This window comes from Sphingobacterium micropteri, assembly GCF_014692515.1.
Taxonomy (GTDB): Bacteria; Bacteroidota; Bacteroidia; order Sphingobacteriales; family Sphingobacteriaceae; genus Sphingobacterium; species Sphingobacterium micropteri.
In genome coordinates this window covers 155,458-175,289 of sequence record NZ_JACOIK010000004.1, presented here as the reverse complement: position 1 = coordinate 175,289, position 19,832 = coordinate 155,458, and the positions used below count along the sequence as shown (strand labels likewise).

Below are 19,832 nucleotides of genomic sequence, written 5' to 3'. Positions count from 1 at the left end.
TTATACCTTCCTAAATTTATTTATTGCAAAGGTACACCATATGCTATTTCTATCAAAAACCTTCTGTCAAGGGCACCGATGTAAGCCGCCGCAGATTTTGATAAGACGACAATAGCGTCTTTTGTCTCGGCCGTATCCGTGAATTTTCCGACTACTTTGGCGTAGGTAACATTCCGCGTCATTGGATTCGTGATTTTTAAAATGGTGCCTATGGGGGCAGTTTTGTGAAGGGCGAGATTACTTTTACCGTCCGTCTCCAGATCATTAATCCATACGCCAATGCCCTTTTCTTGTTTTTCGCGAATACCATAGCGATTTGCGGCAATGATTTGTTCCGGGGTTAACTCCGGAGTGGACGACGTATCGATCAGGATAGGCTGTTGGGGGATTTCTGGAATGGGCTCTCGATAATCCGCATTTGGGATTTTCAGCGTGATGCCCTCCCGGAGAGAATCTGATTGGAGATCGTTCATTTTTTTAATCGCCTCTACCGTTGTGCCAAACCGTCTAGAAATAGCATATAGGGTTTCGCTTTTACCCACTTTATATTCGGTTAACACCTTGGGTTGTTCCTGTTGCTGGGTTTGCGGAGCCGGAGACGATGAAACAGTTGTCATCGACGCCCCTTGTCTGCCCGTAGGAACTTTTACGGTGTCACCAGGTTTAAGGGTCTTTTTATTATTCACCTCCATGATACGGTTTACGGGGATATTATATCGCCGGCTCAATGCATAATACGTTTCTTTTCGATCGATACGGTGGATAATATTTATTTCGCCGTTTACCACTTCCACACCGATTGAATCGGGTGCAATCGAAACAGAAAAGGATTTATTAACCGAAACAGAAAAGGGTTCATTAACGTTATATTCAGCGGATTTAGCAGTCAGAAAAAGAGGGTAGCATAATACCCCCAGAGCACCTAATTTTATCGTGGTCGAAAAAGCTTTTGTTTTTCCCATATGTTTGCAATTATACTAAATACGAAACAATTTTCCGTTTATTATATGACATTAAAAATATTTGATTTTCTATTTGAAAATATGGCTGCGGAATCATTTTCGGCATATCGGATAATAAACATTGTGTTACTAGTAATTTGGATGCATCGGCGACCGAAAGGTTTAAATGATAATGCCCATGCTCCTTTGTATGGTATGACCAAAGTATGCGGTCTGCTGCACGACTAATCCAAGGTAGATCTTGTATAGCTACATGTTGTAGATAGGGGGGTAAGTTACCGCTATAGGGAACAGGCATTTTGATAGCACTGCAATATTCTTGTTCTTGCCCTGTGTTAGCTTTCTTTTCGAGCGTTTTTACATCAATATATTCTTCAAAACCGCTTTGGAAATTACGGTGCCGCACCTTTACCACATCACGATAGGTGTCTATCCAGGTATATTCTTGCCATAAATGACGGGGGGTACCTTGCATATCTAAAAATAGAATACCCTCTTTCACCGGCTGCGTGTCGCCCACACGTTTCAAAATAAGCGTATGATGCTGGATGGATTCCAGTGTCCATTCTTTTTCATCTATTTCTTTATGTTTTAGCAGCTCGTTGCCATCAAAGTCAAAGATATAAAGTATAGCGCAGGTAGACTCCGTGTCTCGGAGTTCCACAGCAATTTGTCGTGAAGCTGCATCTGCTACAATTTTCCATATTTGATACGGAAAGTTTTTTTCAAATGTTTTAAATGTTGTATATTTAGTCATTACTATAGCAAAAAACATTAATCCATGGAGAACAAATTTACGAAATCCTTTTTTGCTTTTCTTTTTACTTTTTGTGTTATGCTTTTCACTGCATCGGCACAAAAAATATATAAAGTGGATATCAAAGAAGATATTGGCCCAAACGCATGGCGAACTGTGAATTTGGCGCATCAGAAAGCAGCAGAACTACAGGCTGAAATGTTTTTGATAGAATTGAATACCTTTGGTGGAGCCGTAAATTTTGCAGATTCTATACGTTCCAAGCTCTTGGGCTCCAGTATGCATACCGTAATCTATATTAACAACAATGCTGCTTCTGCAGGAACATTGATTTCATTGGCTTCGGACGAAATTTTTATGCAAAAAGGTGGAAGTATGGGGGCGGCGAGTGTTGTTAACCAAAGTGGGGAGATTATGCCGGAAAAATATCAATCGTATATGCGGGGACTGATGCGCGCGACAGCCGAGGCTAAAGGGCGGGATCCGAAAATAGCAGAAGCCTTTGTAGATCCTGAAGTTTCCGTGCCACAATTGAAGCCTGATGGTAAACTGTTGACGTTAACAGCTACAGAAGGTGTAAAAGCGGGTCTTGTTCAAGCGGTGGTGACAGATGTGGGAGAAGTCTATAAACAGCTTGAAAAAGGTGATTTAGAAGTGGTGCAACATCACATTAGCGTGGTGGATCGTATCATTGCATTTTTGATTAATCCGATGGTCAGTGGTTTCTTGATATTAGGGCTTATAGGCGGTATTTATTTTGAACTACAAACACCCGGAATTGGATTTGCACTCGTAGTTGCCGCAATATGCGGGGTACTGTTTTTCGCACCGTTGTATTTGCAAGGGCTGGCAGACCATTGGGAAATTGTCCTATTTATCGTAGGAGTCGCCCTATTGTTGTTAGAAGTGTTTGTTATACCAGGATTTGGTATCGCCGGTATATTGGGGATTATATGTGTGCTTTGTGGCCTTGCTTTCTCCATGGTAGACAACAACTTTTTTGATTTTAAATTAGCCCAACCAGGATTATTGATGGAGTCATTTTTAATTGTAACGGGAGCGATGGTGCTCTCTATTATCTTAATGGTTATTTTCGGAAAAAATATCCTGAAGTCGTCTGCCTTTAGACGATTGGTGCTTCATGATGAGCAGAAAGCGGACGTCGGGTATACCTCGTCGCCACAGAAAACAAATCTGCTTTATCAAAATGGTGTTGCCCGAACGGTTCTAAGACCGGCAGGCAAGATTGAGATTGATGGCGTGTGGTACGATGCAGTTGCTTTAGATGGTTTTATCGAGGCCGGAGAAGAAGTGTATGTCGAAAAGCATGAAAACTATAATCTTTTTGTCCGGAAGCTCAAGGATAAGCCCGAAAAAGGTAATGTGTAAGGCGTAACGCTCTTACACTACCATTTCCAAGCTAAAATACGGATCGCTTTTTGACCTTGTGCTATATTGATGATTTCAACTTTAGCTGCCTTGTTATATTCCAATACAGCAATAAGGGGTTCTAGATTTTCTTTATTCGAGATCAAGCTTGTGACCCAACCTAATTGTGCTTTGAAACGCATACTCTCGTTGATCATATCGCGAACGAATTTTCGTTCCCCTCCCTCGCACCAAAGTTCGTTGGGATGTCCGCCGAAGTTTTGTACGGGAAGTGCTTCTTTGTTTTTATGAAGGGCATGAAATTTTTTACTGGTCTTTTGCCAGTTTTCTTCCCTTGATTTATAGAAAGGCGGGTTACACACAACGAGATCAAAGTAATCATCTTTATGCAGGATGCCCTCGAAAATATGTCCTTTGTGTTCTTGTAGCTGGAACACGATCTTTTTTGCGAGACCACTATTTTTTTTAACGAGCGATCTGGCGTGATTTAATGCCGTAATGTCGATATCGGTGCCGAGAAAACGCCAACCATATATCCGTTCTCCTAAAATAGGATATATCATGGAAGAACCTGTGCCGATATCTAAAACATGAATTTGAGGACCGGTTGGAATAATCCCGTTGTTATCCGCCGCTAGGAGGTCGGCAGCATAATGTATATAATCTGCCCTTCCGGGAACAGGAGGGCAGAGGCTGTTTTTTAAAATAGACCAGTTTTGTACGTTATAGTAAGCCATCAGGAGTGCTTTATTGAGTTCGATGACGGCTTTAGGATTCGCAAAATCTATGGATATCGTGCCGAATGCTGTTTCAATGATATAATCTTTCAATGCTGGGTTTGCTTCCGCTAGCTTCGGGAAATCATAACCAGATTGATGGATGTTTCTGGGATGCAATACGTTCTTCTTCTTTTTAGAATCCATATATGTGTAATTTAATGCAAAGGTAATGCTTTTATATATTCTTTTATCCATGCGTATTTTGTTTTTAATAATCCCGTCGTTGGTCGGATAATAAACGCGAAAAAGGTATCTTTATACGCAAATTAAAGTATAGATATTCAAGTGTATGGCAGACTTCGACATGAAGCAATTTTTAGACGAGAAAGTAGCGTCGTTTAACCAGCCCACATTTATTGAGAATGATCCAATATGCATTCCCCATTTATTTAGCAAGAAACAAGATATAGAGATTATGGGCTTCTTCGCTGCTATTTTGGCTTGGGGGCAACGGAAAACCATTATTAACAAATGTAAAGAATTGATTGAGCGCTTTGATGGCGAGCCCGCAAATTTTATTATAAAGCATAATGAAGTGGATTTGAAGAATCTTTTAGGGTTCAAACATCGCACTTTTAACGATACGGACTTGCTATATTTTGTTTCTTTTTTGCGTTTCCATTATCGTCGTTTCACGTCATTAGAAGATGCATTTTTGATTGATAATCAGCAGCATATACCCTTTTCTATGGAACGAAGCTTGAATGAATTTAAAGCGTATTTTTTTTCTTTGCCCGATTACCCTATTCGTACGAGAAAGCATATCAGCTCTCCATTACAAAAATCCAGTTGCAAACGATTAAATATGTTTATGCGTTGGATGGTTCGCCAAGACAATAAGGGCGTGGATTTTGGTATATGGGATCGAATAAAACCCCGTGATCTTATCTGTCCATGTGATGTGCATGTAGAACGTGTCGCCCGTAAGTTCGGGCTGATTACCTCGGATAAAGTTAATTGGAAAACAGCCGTTGAACTGACAGAAAATTTAAAACGCTTTGATCCAGATGATCCCGTTAAGTACGATTTTGCACTGTTTGGTATCGGTGTAATAGGTGAACTTTAACCAATAAATCCACTAATCTATTGGAATAGCCAAATTCGTTATCGTACCATCCGACCACTTTTACTAGCCCACCAACGATGGAGGTTAGCTGTGCATCAAAAATACAGGAGTACGGATTGTTGATAATGTCCACGGAGACAATAGGGTCCTCTGTATAATAAAGAATTTCCTTTAGGGAGCCCTCCGCAGCTTCTCTAAATTTGGCGTTAATTTCTTCTACTGTTGTCTGGTTTTTTAATGTACAGGTGAAGTCGGTTAGAGAGCCGTTCAGGACGGGAACGCGTATACCCGCGCCGCCAAGTTTTCCTTCGAGGTGCGGAAATACATTTGTAATTGCTTTTGCAGCACCTGTTGTCGTTGGTATAATGGACGAGGATGCCGCACGAGCTCTGCGCAAATCTCGATGAGGTGCATCATGCAGGTTTTGATCACCAGTCATCGAATGTACGGTTGTAATATAACCATCATTAATACCCCAGTTTCCATCTAAGATCTTGACTAAAGGAGCAACATTGTTGGTTGTACAAGAGGCATTTGAAAATAGGGGAGTCTGCCAATCAAATGTCGTATCGTTTATACCTAAAACAACTGTGGGCACCTCTTTGTCTGGTGAAGGTGCCGATATAATAGTTTGTTTTGCACCGGCTTTCAGATGCAGGGCGGCCTTTTTTTTCGTCGTGAAAACTCCAGTTGATTCGATAACGACATCCACGTCCAACACACCCCAAGCGAGTTGTAAGGGATCTTTTTCTGCTAATACCTTAATAGATTGCCCTTCGATATAAAGATGCTCCTTATCATAATGTACGGTAAGGGGAAATGGTCCGTGAACCGAATCGTATTTCAGTAAATGGGCTAAAGTCGCCGTATCCGTTAAATCGTTGATAGCAATAATCTGGATTTCCTGTTGAAGGCCCCGCCGATATATATTACGCAAGGTATTGCGTCCAATCCTTCCAAACCCATTGATGGCAACGTTCATTATTTTATAAACTCAGCTATAACAAAATCAATACTTTTCTCGCCGTCCCAACTGTTTTTTAAAGTACCATTCGCACCGTAAATATAGTTCGCTGGAAATTGCGCCGGTACATGAAATTTTTGAATAAATTCTTGGTTTCGATCGTAAAGTACTTCTACATTCGGCTTGTCGACAAGTTCTTTACCGAAAGTTTCCAAAAAAGAAGCCATAAGTGATGGGTCATTCATGGAGACAAAATATAGGTTGACATCTTTTAGCTTTTCATAATTTTTAGCCAAAAGCCCCGTTTCTGTTTGACAATGACCACAGCTTGGATCAAAAAGGATAAATACCGTGTTTCGGTTGGCAGGTATATCCGCATTGGTAAATCCTATACCAGATTTGACTTTATAAAATTTAAAGTCTGGTAATTGCTTGGCAGCTTCTTTAGCCATGGGTACTGTTGGTTGTGAGGTTGTAGGATCTTGTTGTTGATCCACGTTGTGTTCAACCGGGTGCTGTGCATTTTCTGCATTATTGTTATTTGATTGACAAGCACTAAAGATCGTGAGAACGCCGAGAGCAAGACTAGTGAATATATATTTCATTCTTATATTTTGTTTTTTATGGCAATGAAGCTTACATAAATTATTCACATCCTTTTTGTTTATGGGAATTTATGCAGGTTTCATCAGATGAACTTTTTTGAAGTCCAAAACTAGGAAAAATTATAGCAACCAGCTAACCCAAACGATTAAATGATGAAAAAATGATGATGCAAAAGAAAAGGTCTCTGATTTCGCAGAGACCTTTAGGTTATTTGTTAAATTGTTGTACCATGTTATGGGGTCACAACTTTTACTTTTTCTGATTTTTCTTCGACGACACTTTCGCCTTTCCGTAGATCGTAAACCGATGGTGCGGCAAGGAAAATCGAAGAATAAGTACCTACAACGATACCGATTAATATCGCGAAAGAAAATCCTCTAATAACTTCACCGCCGAAGATGAATAATACGGCTAACACGAAGATAATCGTTAGAGACGTAATGATTGTACGGCTCAACGTTGAGTTGATCGCACTGTTAACCGTATCACCAAAGTATTCTTTGTGTGCATTGGGTCTGTTCAAATATTCTCTTAAGCGGTCAAATACAACTACCGTATCATTTACGGAATAGGCGATTACCGTTAAGATCGCCGCTACAAAATGCTGATCAATATCTAAAGAGAATGGAACAATGCCATCTAGAATAGAGAATAGACCCAATAGGATAATCGCATCGTGAACAGTTGATATAGCTGCCCCGATAGAATATTGCCATTTGCGGAAACGTACTAAAATATAGCCGGCGATAATCAATACCGAAAATATTCCTGACCATATAGCTCTGTCTTTTATATCTGTTGCGATACTCGGACCAACTTTTTGTGAAGAGAGAATCTCGTAACCATTCCCTTCGATCTTCGAAAGACCTTCGTTCAATTTAGCTAATACCTCTGCGTCTGCCTCGTCACTCGTTTCTTCTACATGATACGTTGTCGTAACACGCACTTGGTTTTCACTGCCAAAGGTTTTTACCTCGGTTGTTAAACCAAATACTTCGTCTAAGTTTTGACGTACGTTTTCCAAATCAACAGCTTGTTCGTAGGCTACTGTATAACTACGCCCTCCGCTGAAATCTACACCTAAGGTAAAACCTTTCGTGAATATAGCCGCCAAAGCAATAATGGAGGCGATGACGGAAATACCGTAAAATATTTTCCGTTTTTTAATAAATTGGAAATTTGCGTTTTTCAATGTATTTGCAGACCAAGGAAACGATACCGATACTTTCCAGTCTTTCGATAGCATATATTCGAAAATCAAACGCGAGATAAAGATTGACGTAAACAATGACGTAATAATACCAATCATCAACGTCGTGGCAAAACCTAAGATCGGACCACTACCAAAGAAGAACAACACAAGCCCTACCAAGAAGGTCGTTATTTGTGAGTCTAAGATAGAAGGCATCGCATTTTTATAACCATCGGCAATTGCTTGTCGGATAGATTTACCCAATCCTAACTCTTCCCGTATGCGTTCGTATATCAGAACGTTAGCATCTACCGCAGTTCCCATCGTCAATACGATACCTGCGATACCTGGCAAGGTGAGAACGGCGTTTAAGGATGCCAAGATTCCCATTAGGAAGAACACGTTAAATAATACCGCGATGTTAGCCGCGATACCAGCACGATTGTAATAAGCAACCATAAATATCATCACCACGATAAGAGCGATAACCGAAGAGTTGATACCCGCATCAATAGCAGCTTGCCCTAACGATGGGCCTACGATCGCTTCCTCTACAATTTTTGCCGTAGTTGGAAGACGACCTGCTTTTAATACATTCGCTAAGTCTTTGGTGTCTTCAATCGTGAAGTTACCGGATATAGAAGAACTTCCATTCGGAATTTCTTCGTTTACACTTGGTGCCGAATACACGACACCATCCAATACGATAGCAACAGCGGCTCTGTTATTCTGTGCTGCTTGCGCTGTAATCTTACGCCATTGACGAGCACCTTCCGTGTTCATGCTCATCGATACAACAGGACGGTTGTTTTGGTCAAAATCATCCCGTGCATCGGTAATAACATCACCAGTTAACACAGCGCCATTTTCCGGACCAGATGTTTTGATAGCATATAAAGAAAGGAAGTTAGGTGTTCTTTGTTCCGGCTTCACCGACCATAAGAATTTCAAATTCCCTGGAATGTTAGCTTTTACTTCCGGACGATTTAAATACGCGTTAACACGAGCGGTATCTTTTAGGTTGGCAATACCAACCATAGCACCTGGAGTTAGGTTTGGCTGACCATTTTGCTCCATATAAGTAGCCGGATTCAAAACCGCAAACAAAGGATTGCTTGCCGCAAGTTCTGCAGAGATTCCGGCAGTGTCTGTACTATCCTTAGGAGCAGCCCCTAAATTAGCCAACAAATTGTCGTCATTGGCAACGCTGTCGCTCGCCGTCGAATCATTTGTAGCCGTTTCAACCGGAGTCGAAGTCGAAGGTGTTGCCGATTTCAATGAACTGGCTAAAATATTGTTGAGGTTCTCTAATAATGGATATACCTGATAGTTGTCATGTGTTTCATAGAACTCCAACTTAGCCGAACCTTGTAGGAGATTACGTACACGCTCTTCGTCATTAACACCAGGAAGCTCTATTAGAATACGGTTTGTTCCTTGTTGAATCTGGATATTTGGCGAAGCCACACCAAATTTATCAATACGCGTACGTAATACTTTGAACGAGTTTTCGATAGCATTATCCGCTTCTTTATTTAAGAAGCTGCGTACCTCGTTATCTGAGCTGGTTCCTTTAATAAGGGAAGCATTATCTGTTGTTGCAAAGAAAGTGGCCAATGGTGTACCAGCCCCAGAAGCTTTATATTCTTCGATGAAGAGCTCTACGACGCTTCTGTTTACGGATTTACTCTTTTGAAGAGCGGATTCAAGTGCCTTATTGAAGTTTTCATCTTTCGGGTTATTTGCCAAATTTCTGATGAGCTCATCCAAGGATATCTCCATCGTGACGTTCATCCCACCTTTAAGGTCTAAGCCTAATGCTAATTCATGTGCCTTCGCCTCCCGGTAGGTGAATTTAGCCAGCCCCAAATTGTAAACTTCCTCACCAGCTATGGAATCCAGATATGCCTTTTCTTTGGCCATATCGCCTTTCGCATATTCCGCAGCGTCTCGTTCTACTTTTCTTGTAACAAATGTGAATGATAGGGAATAGAGGCATGCTATTGACACCACTACTACCAAAAATTTAATCAGCCCTTTACTCTGCATTGTCTGTCTTCGTGAATTTGTTTGTAGTTTATATAATCTTACTTACGATTTAGCTTAATAATACTTAACCAAGATTCGCAAAGGTATAAAAATTTTGTAGAAAGAAAATAAATTCGAACACTTATGCAAACAAAAATTACAATTGTGCTGTTTGTACGATTTCCCATTAAAAATATATTCGGATGAAATGACCCCGTTAATCAGTAACAAAATATGGTTTGTTTGGTATCTTTTTTGTTACGTATACCGCGTAGGCTTTCGAAGATATTCGAAGAAACTTGCTCTTGTTCCATGGTGATTAATAAGTTATTAGGATGAAAAGGATAGTGCTTATTTTTGCAACTTGTATAGGTTTGCTTTCCTTGTTTTTTTGGGGATGCTCTAAAGATAATGACGATGGTGAGGGGTCCGGAATGGGCGTTCTTCCAGGACATATATATCATCAATATACAAGTGATGTGATGAAAATAGATATGCATAGTGGGGAAGAATCGGCTTTCTTTTCCTATAATGCGTATAGCACGGTGGGGTGGGGATTAAGCCGTGACGGTAGTCTACGCATGGTGTCAACTAGAGAGCCAGGTACATATGATCGTAATCATTTTACGATTGTGAATACGGCTGATGAGACAATTATGAAAGAATTTGACTTTGTACCTCGTTATGGAAACAGTACAAACAACCTAGGCAAGATTTCTTATGATAATTCCCTTATTATGGTGGCGCCTGACGGGGATAACGGGATCGTTATTCTAGATATTGACGGAAATGTCAAATATGAGATGTCCGGTATCGGCGAGGAGTTTTTCACATCAGAAGATGATGCTGTTTGGTTGCCAAACAATAGTATTTTAATACGTTTTAAAGATCGGTTATTATTGCGTTCTGATCCACCCTACACAAGTTTAAACTTGGTAAAAGAAATGAATTACGAGAATTGGGGAAATATACGCGTGAGCAATAGCGGCCAAAAGATAACTTTCTATATCAATAAACATATCCATATGATGGATATTACGGGGGAGAATCTGGTACAAGTGACAGATAGTAATACCGATGAGGCATTTGCTGAATTTTCACCGGATGATAAATATTTGCTGATCGCAGCAGACTATGCGCATTTACCTGCTTCGCAAAATAGCCATTGGTTTCTGAAAATTATTCCTGCCGATGGCAAAAAATACAATTTAGATTCTAGTCCAGAAGTTATATCGGTTATACCCAAGGGGAGCTCAAGCATAATACGTGCGAATGGAGTTACAGCATGGCGGTAGTTAAGAGCGCAGGTTAAGGCAATGAGCTTGTTAGAATAACGAAAGCTGATAACCCGACATATGTGAAGAATGCTTTTTGGCCTTCCCAAATACCGTCCTTCCACCATATTTCCATGAATCTCTACGCTCTTGCTCGATAACTTGCTGTACATCAAATTTCGGTGCGAAATTAGCTTCCGCTTGCAGCACGATTTCGTGCAGTTTGTTGATGGTCTTTAATTTGTCCGCATTCCCAAGTTTAGATTTTTCAATGCCTTTCCGCAATATCTGTATGCTATCGTCATAGATATCGATTGGTACGGGGAAAGGATGTCCGTCTTTACCCCCATGTGCGAACGAGAAACGAGCAGGATCCTTAAACCTTGAGGGGGCACCATGAATTACCTCACTCACTAACGCCAAAGACTGTAGCGTTCGGGGGCCCACCCCTTGTAGCATTAAAAGATCTTCGAAGCTGTCAGGTTGCAATTCCCGTGTCATATACAACAATGCGCCTAATCTTTTAAGGTCGACATCAGCGGAACGTATATCATGATGCGCAGGCAAAATTAAACGTGTAAAATCCTGTATGGTTTTTGTCGAGTTTTCACGCGAAATATGGAGGATACCTTGGCGATTGGCGGCAGCTTCCGTCGCCGTTAGATTCAAGATATGTCCTTGCGAGACACCGTTGATTCCAGTATGAGGTTCTTCTACGAACGACCTTAAATTGTCTGAATGCCAATGATATCTTCTGGCAGTTCCGTCATGATTATGCATACCCTGTTGGATTACCGCCCAGCTGCCGGTGTTGGTTACGATAAAATTGTGTAGGTATAGTTGATAACCATCTTGAACAGCTGTATTATCCACTTTAGCAGATAATTTACTGGCATGCACCAGCTGATTTCCCGGCAGTCCGGTTCGGTCAGCTAGTCGCAATAGCTCTGTCGGAGTCTCCCGTGAGTGTTTACCTTTTCCACCGCAGATATATATTCCAAGCGATGAAGCGACGGGATTTATTGACCGTTTTAGTGCTCCCATCACCGAAGTAGTGATGCCAGAAGAATGCCAATCCATCCCCATTACCGCACCAAAACTCTGAAACCAAAATGGGTCGGCTAATTTCCGTAAAACTTCCTCCTTACCATAATCGATCAAGATTGCTTCGATTATTGACAACCCCAAAGAGGACATGCGTTCATATAACCAGGGGGGAACTTTACCATAATGTAATGGGAGGTCTGCTGTTCCAGATCGCTTCATTTTGCTAAATTATTTAGTGCGAATTTAGGTAAAATAACGCATGGCGATATGTCGTATCAACATTTTGACACAAAAATGCTTTTTTTTGAATAGCGTTGGTGTTTTTTTGTCAAAAACAATTTTTTACTTTGTCACAGAACAATTTTAAACCCTAGTAGAATGTACATGTATTTACGTTCCAAATTGTTATTATGCGGATTACTTCTATTATCTGCTTCTAACGGAATCGCGCAAGAAAACCGGAGTCCCCATATTATTTTGATTTTGTCTGATGATCTGGGAATAGGAGATATCAGTTGTTATTTTGGGAAATATAATACGCCTAACATTGATAAGATTGCTGCTGAAGGAGGGCGATTGACAAATTATTATAGTGCGTCTCCGGTTTGTTCACCATCGCGAGCAGGTATTCTTACCGGAAAATCACCTGCAAAGCTGCATTTCACGACGTTTTTGAATACACGCGAGGATAACAAGCGAAAAGAACAGGTGGATTTTTTGGATCCTAATATCACGACGCTTGCTAAATTGTTAAAAGCGAAAGGATATGCTACCGGGCATTTTGGTAAATGGCATTTGGGTGGCGGACGTGATGTTACCAATGCACCAAATTTTGATCAATATGGATTTGATGCTTGGGCGGGTACCTATGAAAGTCCGGATCCAGATCCGGCTATAACAGCGACAGACTGGATTTGGAGTGATCAAGATAGTATAAAACGCTGGAATCGTACAGCATATTTTGTCGATAAGACGTTATCTTTTCTTAAAGAAAATAAAGATAAGCCTTGTTATGTCAACCTTTGGACGGATGATGTGCACACGCCTTGGGTAGCGGGAGATGATGAAACCGGACGCTATCCTGGTAAGCCGGGAGAGGAGCGGAGTTTTGAAGCGGTTCTAAAAGAATTTGACAAACAACTGGGAAGATTAATGGATGGTTTAAAAGAATTGGGCGTTGACGAAAATACCTTGGTAATTTTTACGAGTGATAACGGTCCGCTTCCTAATTTTAGACAAGATCGATCAGCAGGTCTGCGCGGAACCAAGTTATCATTATATGAAGGTGGGATCAATATGCCTTTTATCGTCCGATGGCCAGCGAAAATAGCGCAAAACTGGGTCGATAGCTCGTCCATTGTTTCGGCCCTAGATCTCTTGCCCTCATTGGTAGAAATTGCAGGGGGCAATCTAGAGGTTGATGAGTCGTTTGACGGTGAAAATAGAGCGATGGTTTTGCGTGGCGAGGCATCCCCGCGGAAAAATCCACTCATATGGGAGTATGGTCGTAATAATGCATTTTTTAACTTTCCGCAAGCGCCAAACCGTAGCCCCGCCTTAGCCTACCGGGAAGGATCATGGAAATTTCTGATGAATCAGGATAAGTCCAATATAGAGCTCTACGATCTCGCGCAAGATCGAAGTGAATCCAACAATATTGCCGAACAAAACCCTGATCTGGTTGTAAAGTTTAGCGAAAAGCTGTTGTCATGGTGGCAAGCATTACCTCGTTTTTAACCTTATCGCCATCCGAGTCCAGGAGCCACATGTTCTAGGATGGAAGAAAGCACGTGCACGTTGTAATCAACTCCCAAGGTATTGGGTATGGTCAAGAGCAACGTGTCCGCTTCCTGAATAGCTTCGTCCATGGCCAGTTCTTTAATCAGTTGATCCGGTTCCGCAGCATAACTTCGACCAAAAATAGCCCGTTTGTTGGGTTCAATCATACCGACTTTGTCTTCTCTGCTAGCTTCATGCCCAAAATAATATCTATCTTGATCGTTCACCAACGCAAAAATCGAACGACTTACGGAGACTCTGGGATCCCGCGTATGTCCAGCTTCTCTCCACGCTTCTTTGAATAGCCTGATCTGTTCTGCTTGTTGTATATGAAACGGTTTTCCACTTTCGTCATCTTTCAGCGTAGAGCTTTGGAGGTTCATGCCTTTTTGAGCGGCCCAGATGGCAGTTGCGTTCGATCCTGCTCCCCACCAGATACGGTCGCGAAGACCTTCCGAATGAGGTTCTAGCCGTAACAGACCCGGCGGATTTGGGAGCATGGGGTTCGGATTAGGCTGTGCAAACCCCATTCCTTTTAGCTTTTCAAGGAATTCCAAACCTTTTTGACGGCCCATGTCGGCATCCGTTTCACCGTCGGCCGGTTCATATCCGAAATAGCGCCATCCGTCGATGACCTGTTCGGGCGATCCTCTGCTAATACCCAATTGTAAACGACCACCTGAAATTAGATCGGCCGCTCCGGCGTCTTCGATCATGTATAACGGATTTTCGTAGCGCATGTCAATCACCCCAGTACCAATTTCAATTTTATGGGTTTTGGCGCCTATCGCGGCTAATAGGGGAAAAGGCGAAGCCAACTGTTGGGCAAAATGGTGTACACGAAAATAAGCCCCGTCTAGACCAATTTCTTCCGCTGCTATGGCAAGATCAATGGACTGCAGCAAAGTGTCGCCTGCAGTACGCGTATTATATCCCTGAAGGTCGGCCCAATGACCAAAAGATAAAAAGCCTATTTTTTTCATGACGCTATAACGGATTGATGACCTACTAAAATAAGAAAAATAAACGGGTTCGATCCGACTCATTATCAAGATTTGGCAGTTTTAAATACATGTTTGCAATTTATTTTCTTTTTTTACTAAGGTCCTTCCTTTTCTACCGTTTCTATCCTGTAACCTATAGAATATTGTATAATGACCAATAGAGAGGAAATAACAGATCTTATTAAAAAAATGTTAGATGGTGATATTACGCCGCAAGAGCGGGACGATCTGCATTCTTGGGCAGAAAAATCAGAACAGCGTAGTAAGTTTCTGCACCGTGTTCTTCACGAAGACCTCTTGTGGGAAGATATTTGCATTTGGTTTGAATTAGAGTTTTTAGATCAGGAAGTATGGAATAGCCGTCTAGAAGATAGCGTGTTACAAAAGATATCTCAATCTAAAAAATCCCGTCGTCAGATCAATTTAAGGTTATACAGACATCTGGTTCCGTATGCTGCGGCTATACTAATTATTACACTATTTAGTATAGGGGTGTATCACTATAGAGATAGCGTGACTTCACCGACGAACAGAGAAAACATGGAAGCAATGATAGATATTGAACCCGGTAAAGATAGGGCCTCCCTGACGCTGGCAGATGGACGCATTGTTGAATTGAGTGGCGAGAAAGAAGGAATCGTTATGGGAAGTCAGCTTACTTATGCCGATGGTGCAGCAGTTACAGCGGGGCACCTACAAAATACCGATGTGGTAACCATATCAGTTCCTCGCGGAGGAAAATACCAAGTCACGTTGTCAGACGGTACGGCTGTATGGCTTAATGCTGATTCAAAACTTAAATATCCAATTAGATTTACCCCAAAGTCACGCGTTGTTGAGTTGGAAGGTGAAGCCTATTTTGATGTTGCAAAAATGGAAAGCGAATCTGGGCATGTCCCATTTTTGGTAAAATCTGCAACACAGACGATTGAGGTGTTAGGAACCCAGTTTAATTTAAAAGCTTACGGCGATGAAGTCAGCTGTACGACGACTTTAGTGGAAGGATCGGTTTTGCTCAAAACATCCCAAGGAAATATGAAATTAAAACCAGGAGAGCAAGGTATTTACGAAGCCAATGAATTGAAAAAGACAAATGTTAATGTAGAAGAGTTTGCCGCTTGGAAAGACAATAAATTTGTATTTAATGAGACACCTCTATCGGACGCTATGGCACAAATCAGTAGATGGTACGACATCGAGGTTATTTATAAGGGGAGTAATAAGCAAACCTATTTTTACGGGGAAATTAGTAGAACAAAAAAAATATCCGAAGTGCTCGCCATACTTAAAGAAGGAGGCGTAACATTCAACATAGAAAAAAATGGAGATCAAAAAAAGCTAATTGTTTCGCTTTAATTCCACCAACTCACAACCGAATTACTCAATTTATTCACCCATATAATATAATTATGATGCTATACACACATTTTTGATACTGGATCACATCCTTTTTGATAGCTTAAAAAAAACGGATAGAGCGGCCACTCTATCCGGAAAGTTTGATAAGCTAATCAATCAGTTTAGTCACCTTATTTTTTAACAATATCAAACGATACAAACTTATGATTTTTTATGAATATGTTAAAGACCGAGTTTGGCCTTTAGCATTCCGATGTATTCTGGTTATGAAACTAGCAGTATGTATTACGTTTTTAACTGTTTTCCAGGTTCTAGCTCATCACAGCTCAGCCCAGAAAATTAATATTAGCGCACATAATCAGCCTTTAGCAAAGGTTATGAAGAGTGTGCAAGATCAATCGGGATATCCCTTTTTCCTGTATGGAAAGGAGCTTGCAAAATTGTCTGTAAATGCCAATGTGCAAAACATGGAATTGCAACGCGCTATGGAAGAAATTTTACGAGATCAACCAGTAGGCTGGGTACTTAGTGCCGGAACGATCATCCTAAAACCACTTCCGGTAGATCAAAAGGTTGCTTCCAAAACATCACCTCTAACGACAACGATGCAAAAGCAAGAACGTATTATTAACGGTAAAGTTACTGATGCGCACGGGCAGCCCATTCGAGGGGTAACGGTTAGTACAGTACAAATCTCCAAAGTAACTTCCACGGATGAAGGAGGGAATTATAGCATTCCTGTATTATTTGAGAGCGAGATTCTACTCTTCAGCATGGTCGGATATGACAAACAAGAAGTCCCTGTAGAGGACAGTAATATAATTGATGTGGTGTTGAAAGAATCTATGGATAATATCGATGAGGTGCTTGTCGTTGGATATGGTACCATAAAAAAGAAAGATCTAACGGGCTCGATGACCAATGTAAAAACCGAGGATATCCAAGATATTCCCGCAAACTCCATCGAAAGTTTATTGCAAGGACGAGCCGCCGGCCTTCAAATAGTCAAGACTTCCCAAGATCCTGGCGCAGGCACTACTGTCCGCATACGTGGTGGAAGTTCTTTGCGGGGCTCTAATTCACCATTGATTGTGGTAGATGGATTTCCTATCGGCGATGCCGGTAACCTCAAGCAGATTAACCCAGCTGATATTGTATCGATCGAGGTGCTAAAAGATGCTTCCGCATCATCCATATATGGATCTCGGGGAGCGAATGGCGTCATTATGGTCACAACGAAGAAGGCTAAAAACGGGCAGACCGATATTAGTATTAAGCACCAGACGACTTTATCCCAATTCACATCCGAGTTTATCCAATGGACAGATCCCGCGCTAATGGCCCAATTGGACAACGAGGCCAAGATTAACGGCAATATGCCACCGCTTTACGTTGGAGCAGTGAACTCAACAGGCATATACTTTCCCGCTGTTGATGAAATTCAGAGCGGTGCATGGCCACATTTTACAGATTGGTCTAAAGTTGTATTCAGGGATAATCCAGTAAACAACACATCGACGATATCGCTGGCAACCGCAAATGACAAAACTTCATTTAACCTGAGTGCAAACAACCTTTTACAACAAGGGTCCTACATCAGAGATAACTACGGTAAACAGATTGTGAGTTCGAATATTAGACATCAATTTAATAAATATTTAAATATCAGTGCGTTTAACAATCTTTCTAAAGACAATCGTCGTACCAATACCGGATTAGCTTATTGGCGGAACCCGCTATGGCCAGTATACAACGAAGATGGAAGTTATTTTTTGGAAGGAAATGCGGATTACAGTCATCCTATGGCTTGGACAGACAATCGTAAAAATACCGCTAAAGGAACTGACATCATTTCCTCCTGGCTGTTGGACCTGCAGCTGATCTCAGGTCTGAGTCTCAAATCGCAGCTTAATTATAAATACGGTGCTTCTATACAGGATCGTTTCGAGCCGGATAGATATACCGAAACCGGTACAAATAATAAAGGTGCAGCATATTTAGATAATTGGATGGGGCAGGTGTATACGGCAGATACCTATCTGACTTATCAAAAATTAGTTAAGCAAAACCACGATCTCACCGCTATGCTTGGGCATTCCTACGAATATTCCCTTGCTCGTAGCTCGGCAATGGAGTCGTATAATTTTAAGAATGGTGCCTTGAATAACGAAAATATGGCATCGGGCTCACCGGAGCTCAATCGACATCGTAATGGGCAGACTGAGACGAAACTACTCTCGTATTTTGGACGCTTAAACTATGCATTCAAAGACAAGTATCTTCTTACGTTAACGATGCGTTCGGACGGTTCTTCCAAATTCAGTACAAACCATAAATGGGCCTATTTCCCATCTGGAGCAGTGAGCTGGAAGCTGCATCAAGAACAGTTTATAAAAGATTTAAATCTATTCGATGAATTTAAACTGCGAGCGAGTTATGGTATATCCGGTAATCAGGGTATTTCTCCCTATCAGACATTGAGCCGTTATGGCATTGAAACATTTTATACCGATGGAGGATGGAGTACAGCGATAGGACCCGGATATGTTATCGGTTATACTGGCGTAGGTGGGCGATATAAGGAATGGGGAGGTATACCCAACAAAGATTTGCGTTGGGAGACGACGGCACAATACAATTTCGGTGCAGACTTTTCATTTTTTAATAATAGGCTAGCGGTGACGGTAGATTATTACAGTAAAAATACTTTTGATCTGTTGCGGGAACGCTACTTAACACTGAGTTCAGGTTATGATCGTATGTGGGTCAATGACGGAGAAATTAATAATAAGGGTATAGAACTTACACTTCATGGAGATATCATCCGCAAGCAGGATTGGGAGCTGTCGGGTACATTTATATTCTCCAGAAACGTCAACAAAGTAGTCAGTCTGGGAAATGCTATCAGTTCCGGGCTTAATCGAGACTTTTTATCAGACACTTATTATGAATATTACGGTGGCGGTATGGATCCCTTTAGAGAACCTTCACCAAATATTTTGGCGGTGGGCTTACCGGTAAATGTATTTTACGGATATCGTGTGCATGGCATTGTTCAATCGGATAGGGAAGGGGAAGCTGCAGGATTAGTCGGTGCGGAAGCACGAGCAGGTGAGTTTCTTTACACAGACCTTAATCAGGATGGTGTATTCGATACCAAAGATCGAACGGTGATAGGCGACCCTAATCCCGATTTTATGGCGAGTTTAAATCTCAATCTCCGGTATAAAAACTTGGATATGAATGTATTTCTTAACGGCGTATTTGGTAATGACGTTTTATGGAGTGGTATGTACAATTCCGCATTGTATGTTCCCCTGAGGTGGACACCCGATAATCCAAGTAATGAATATCCAAGCGTGAGACAGGGGAGATTACATTATACGTCCGATTGGTTTATAAAAGATGGTAGTTTTCTGCGTATCCAAAATATTAACGTTGGCTACCGTATTCCATTAGAAAATCAAAAATGGGTAAAGCAGGCGCGGATTTCTATTAATGCAGAAAACCCTTATACATTCACAAAATTCGAGGGATACGATCCAGAGGTAGGGCTCAATGGACGCTACGGCGGAGGGTATCCGAAGTTGAGAATGTTCTCTTTTGGTGTTGATTTTACATTTTAA

General features: G+C 41.3%; 14 protein-coding genes. 6 read left to right on the top strand and 8 right to left on the bottom strand.

Translation table 11 applies throughout. The annotated features are described in order from the left end of the window. Positions 1–20 precede the first annotated feature (20 nt). Both H8B06_RS06730 and H8B06_RS06725 read right to left on the bottom strand, forming a co-directional pair. On the bottom strand, positions 21–962 hold the full coding sequence (locus H8B06_RS06730) for a DPBB and LysM peptidoglycan-binding domain-containing protein (RefSeq protein WP_190993529.1): 942 nt from the start codon (positions 960–962) through the stop codon (positions 21–23). A 10-nt stretch (positions 963–972) separates the two neighbouring features. Continuing rightward, complete coding sequence (locus H8B06_RS06725) at positions 973–1,719, bottom strand: hypothetical protein (protein WP_190993528.1); 747 nt, start codon at positions 1,717–1,719, stop codon at positions 973–975. A gap of 24 nt (positions 1,720–1,743) precedes the next feature. Between H8B06_RS06725 and H8B06_RS06720 the strand changes: the two genes are divergently transcribed. After that, complete coding sequence (locus H8B06_RS06720; protein WP_190993527.1) at positions 1,744–3,108, top strand: NfeD family protein; 1,365 nt, start codon at positions 1,744–1,746, stop codon at positions 3,106–3,108. Between the two features lie 17 nt (positions 3,109–3,125). On the opposite strand, the gene rlmF is transcribed toward H8B06_RS06720, so the two are convergent. Beyond that, positions 3,126–4,082, bottom strand: a complete 957-nt coding sequence (gene rlmF / locus H8B06_RS06715) for a 23S rRNA (adenine(1618)-N(6))-methyltransferase RlmF (RefSeq protein WP_223857512.1) — start codon at positions 4,080–4,082, stop codon at positions 3,126–3,128. Positions 4,083–4,191: 109 nt separating this feature from the next. Between rlmF and H8B06_RS06710 the strand changes: the two genes are divergently transcribed. Next, positions 4,192–4,953 (top strand): TIGR02757 family protein, encoded by a 762-nt coding sequence (locus H8B06_RS06710; RefSeq protein ID WP_394370018.1) that lies wholly within the window; start codon positions 4,192–4,194, stop codon positions 4,951–4,953. Here the strand turns inward: H8B06_RS06710 and gap are convergent. The 3 genes from gap to secDF all read right to left on the bottom strand — a co-directional run bounded on the left by gap (position 4,904) and on the right by secDF (position 9,764). Continuing rightward, positions 4,904–5,935 (bottom strand): type I glyceraldehyde-3-phosphate dehydrogenase, encoded by a 1,032-nt coding sequence (gap, locus tag H8B06_RS06705; protein ID WP_190993525.1) that lies wholly within the window; start codon positions 5,933–5,935, stop codon positions 4,904–4,906. The genes H8B06_RS06710 and gap overlap by 50 nt on opposite strands. After that, complete coding sequence (locus H8B06_RS06700) at positions 5,935–6,522, bottom strand: TlpA family protein disulfide reductase (protein ID WP_190993524.1); 588 nt, start codon at positions 6,520–6,522, stop codon at positions 5,935–5,937. Before H8B06_RS06700 ends, gap begins: the two co-directional genes overlap by 1 nt. Before the next feature lie 233 nt (positions 6,523–6,755). Further along, positions 6,756–9,764 (bottom strand): protein translocase subunit SecDF, encoded by a 3,009-nt coding sequence (secDF, locus tag H8B06_RS06695; protein ID WP_190993523.1) that lies wholly within the window; start codon positions 9,762–9,764, stop codon positions 6,756–6,758. Positions 9,765–10,078: 314 nt separating this feature from the next. On the opposite strand from secDF, the gene H8B06_RS06690 reads away from it, so the two are divergent. Next, positions 10,079–11,038, top strand: a complete 960-nt coding sequence (locus H8B06_RS06690) for a TolB-like translocation protein (RefSeq protein ID WP_190993522.1) — start codon at positions 10,079–10,081, stop codon at positions 11,036–11,038. Positions 11,039–11,068: 30 nt separating this feature from the next. Here the strand turns inward: H8B06_RS06690 and H8B06_RS06685 are convergent, their stop codons facing one another. Next, a complete protein-coding gene (locus H8B06_RS06685) occupies positions 11,069–12,283 on the bottom strand; it encodes a DUF763 domain-containing protein (RefSeq protein ID WP_190993521.1) in 1,215 nt (404 codons plus the stop codon). A gap of 159 nt (positions 12,284–12,442) precedes the next feature. Here H8B06_RS06685 and H8B06_RS06680 point away from each other — a divergent pair, with 159 nt between their 5' ends. Next, positions 12,443–13,801, top strand: coding sequence for a sulfatase-like hydrolase/transferase (locus H8B06_RS06680; RefSeq protein WP_190993520.1), 1,359 nt, complete (start codon positions 12,443–12,445; stop codon positions 13,799–13,801). A gap of 2 nt (positions 13,802–13,803) precedes the next feature. Here H8B06_RS06680 and H8B06_RS06675 read toward each other — a convergent pair whose 3' ends face one another. Next, on the bottom strand, positions 13,804–14,826 hold the full coding sequence (locus H8B06_RS06675; RefSeq protein WP_190993519.1) for an LLM class flavin-dependent oxidoreductase: 1,023 nt from the start codon (positions 14,824–14,826) through the stop codon (positions 13,804–13,806). Positions 14,827–14,997: 171 nt separating this feature from the next. On the opposite strand from H8B06_RS06675, the gene H8B06_RS06670 reads away from it, so the two are divergent. After that, entirely contained in the window at positions 14,998–16,203 is a 1,206-nt protein-coding gene (locus H8B06_RS06670; protein WP_190993518.1) for a FecR family protein, read from the top strand. Between the two features lie 380 nt (positions 16,204–16,583). Further along, a complete protein-coding gene (locus tag H8B06_RS06665) occupies positions 16,584–19,832 on the top strand; it encodes a SusC/RagA family TonB-linked outer membrane protein (RefSeq protein ID WP_190993517.1) in 3,249 nt (1,082 codons plus the stop codon).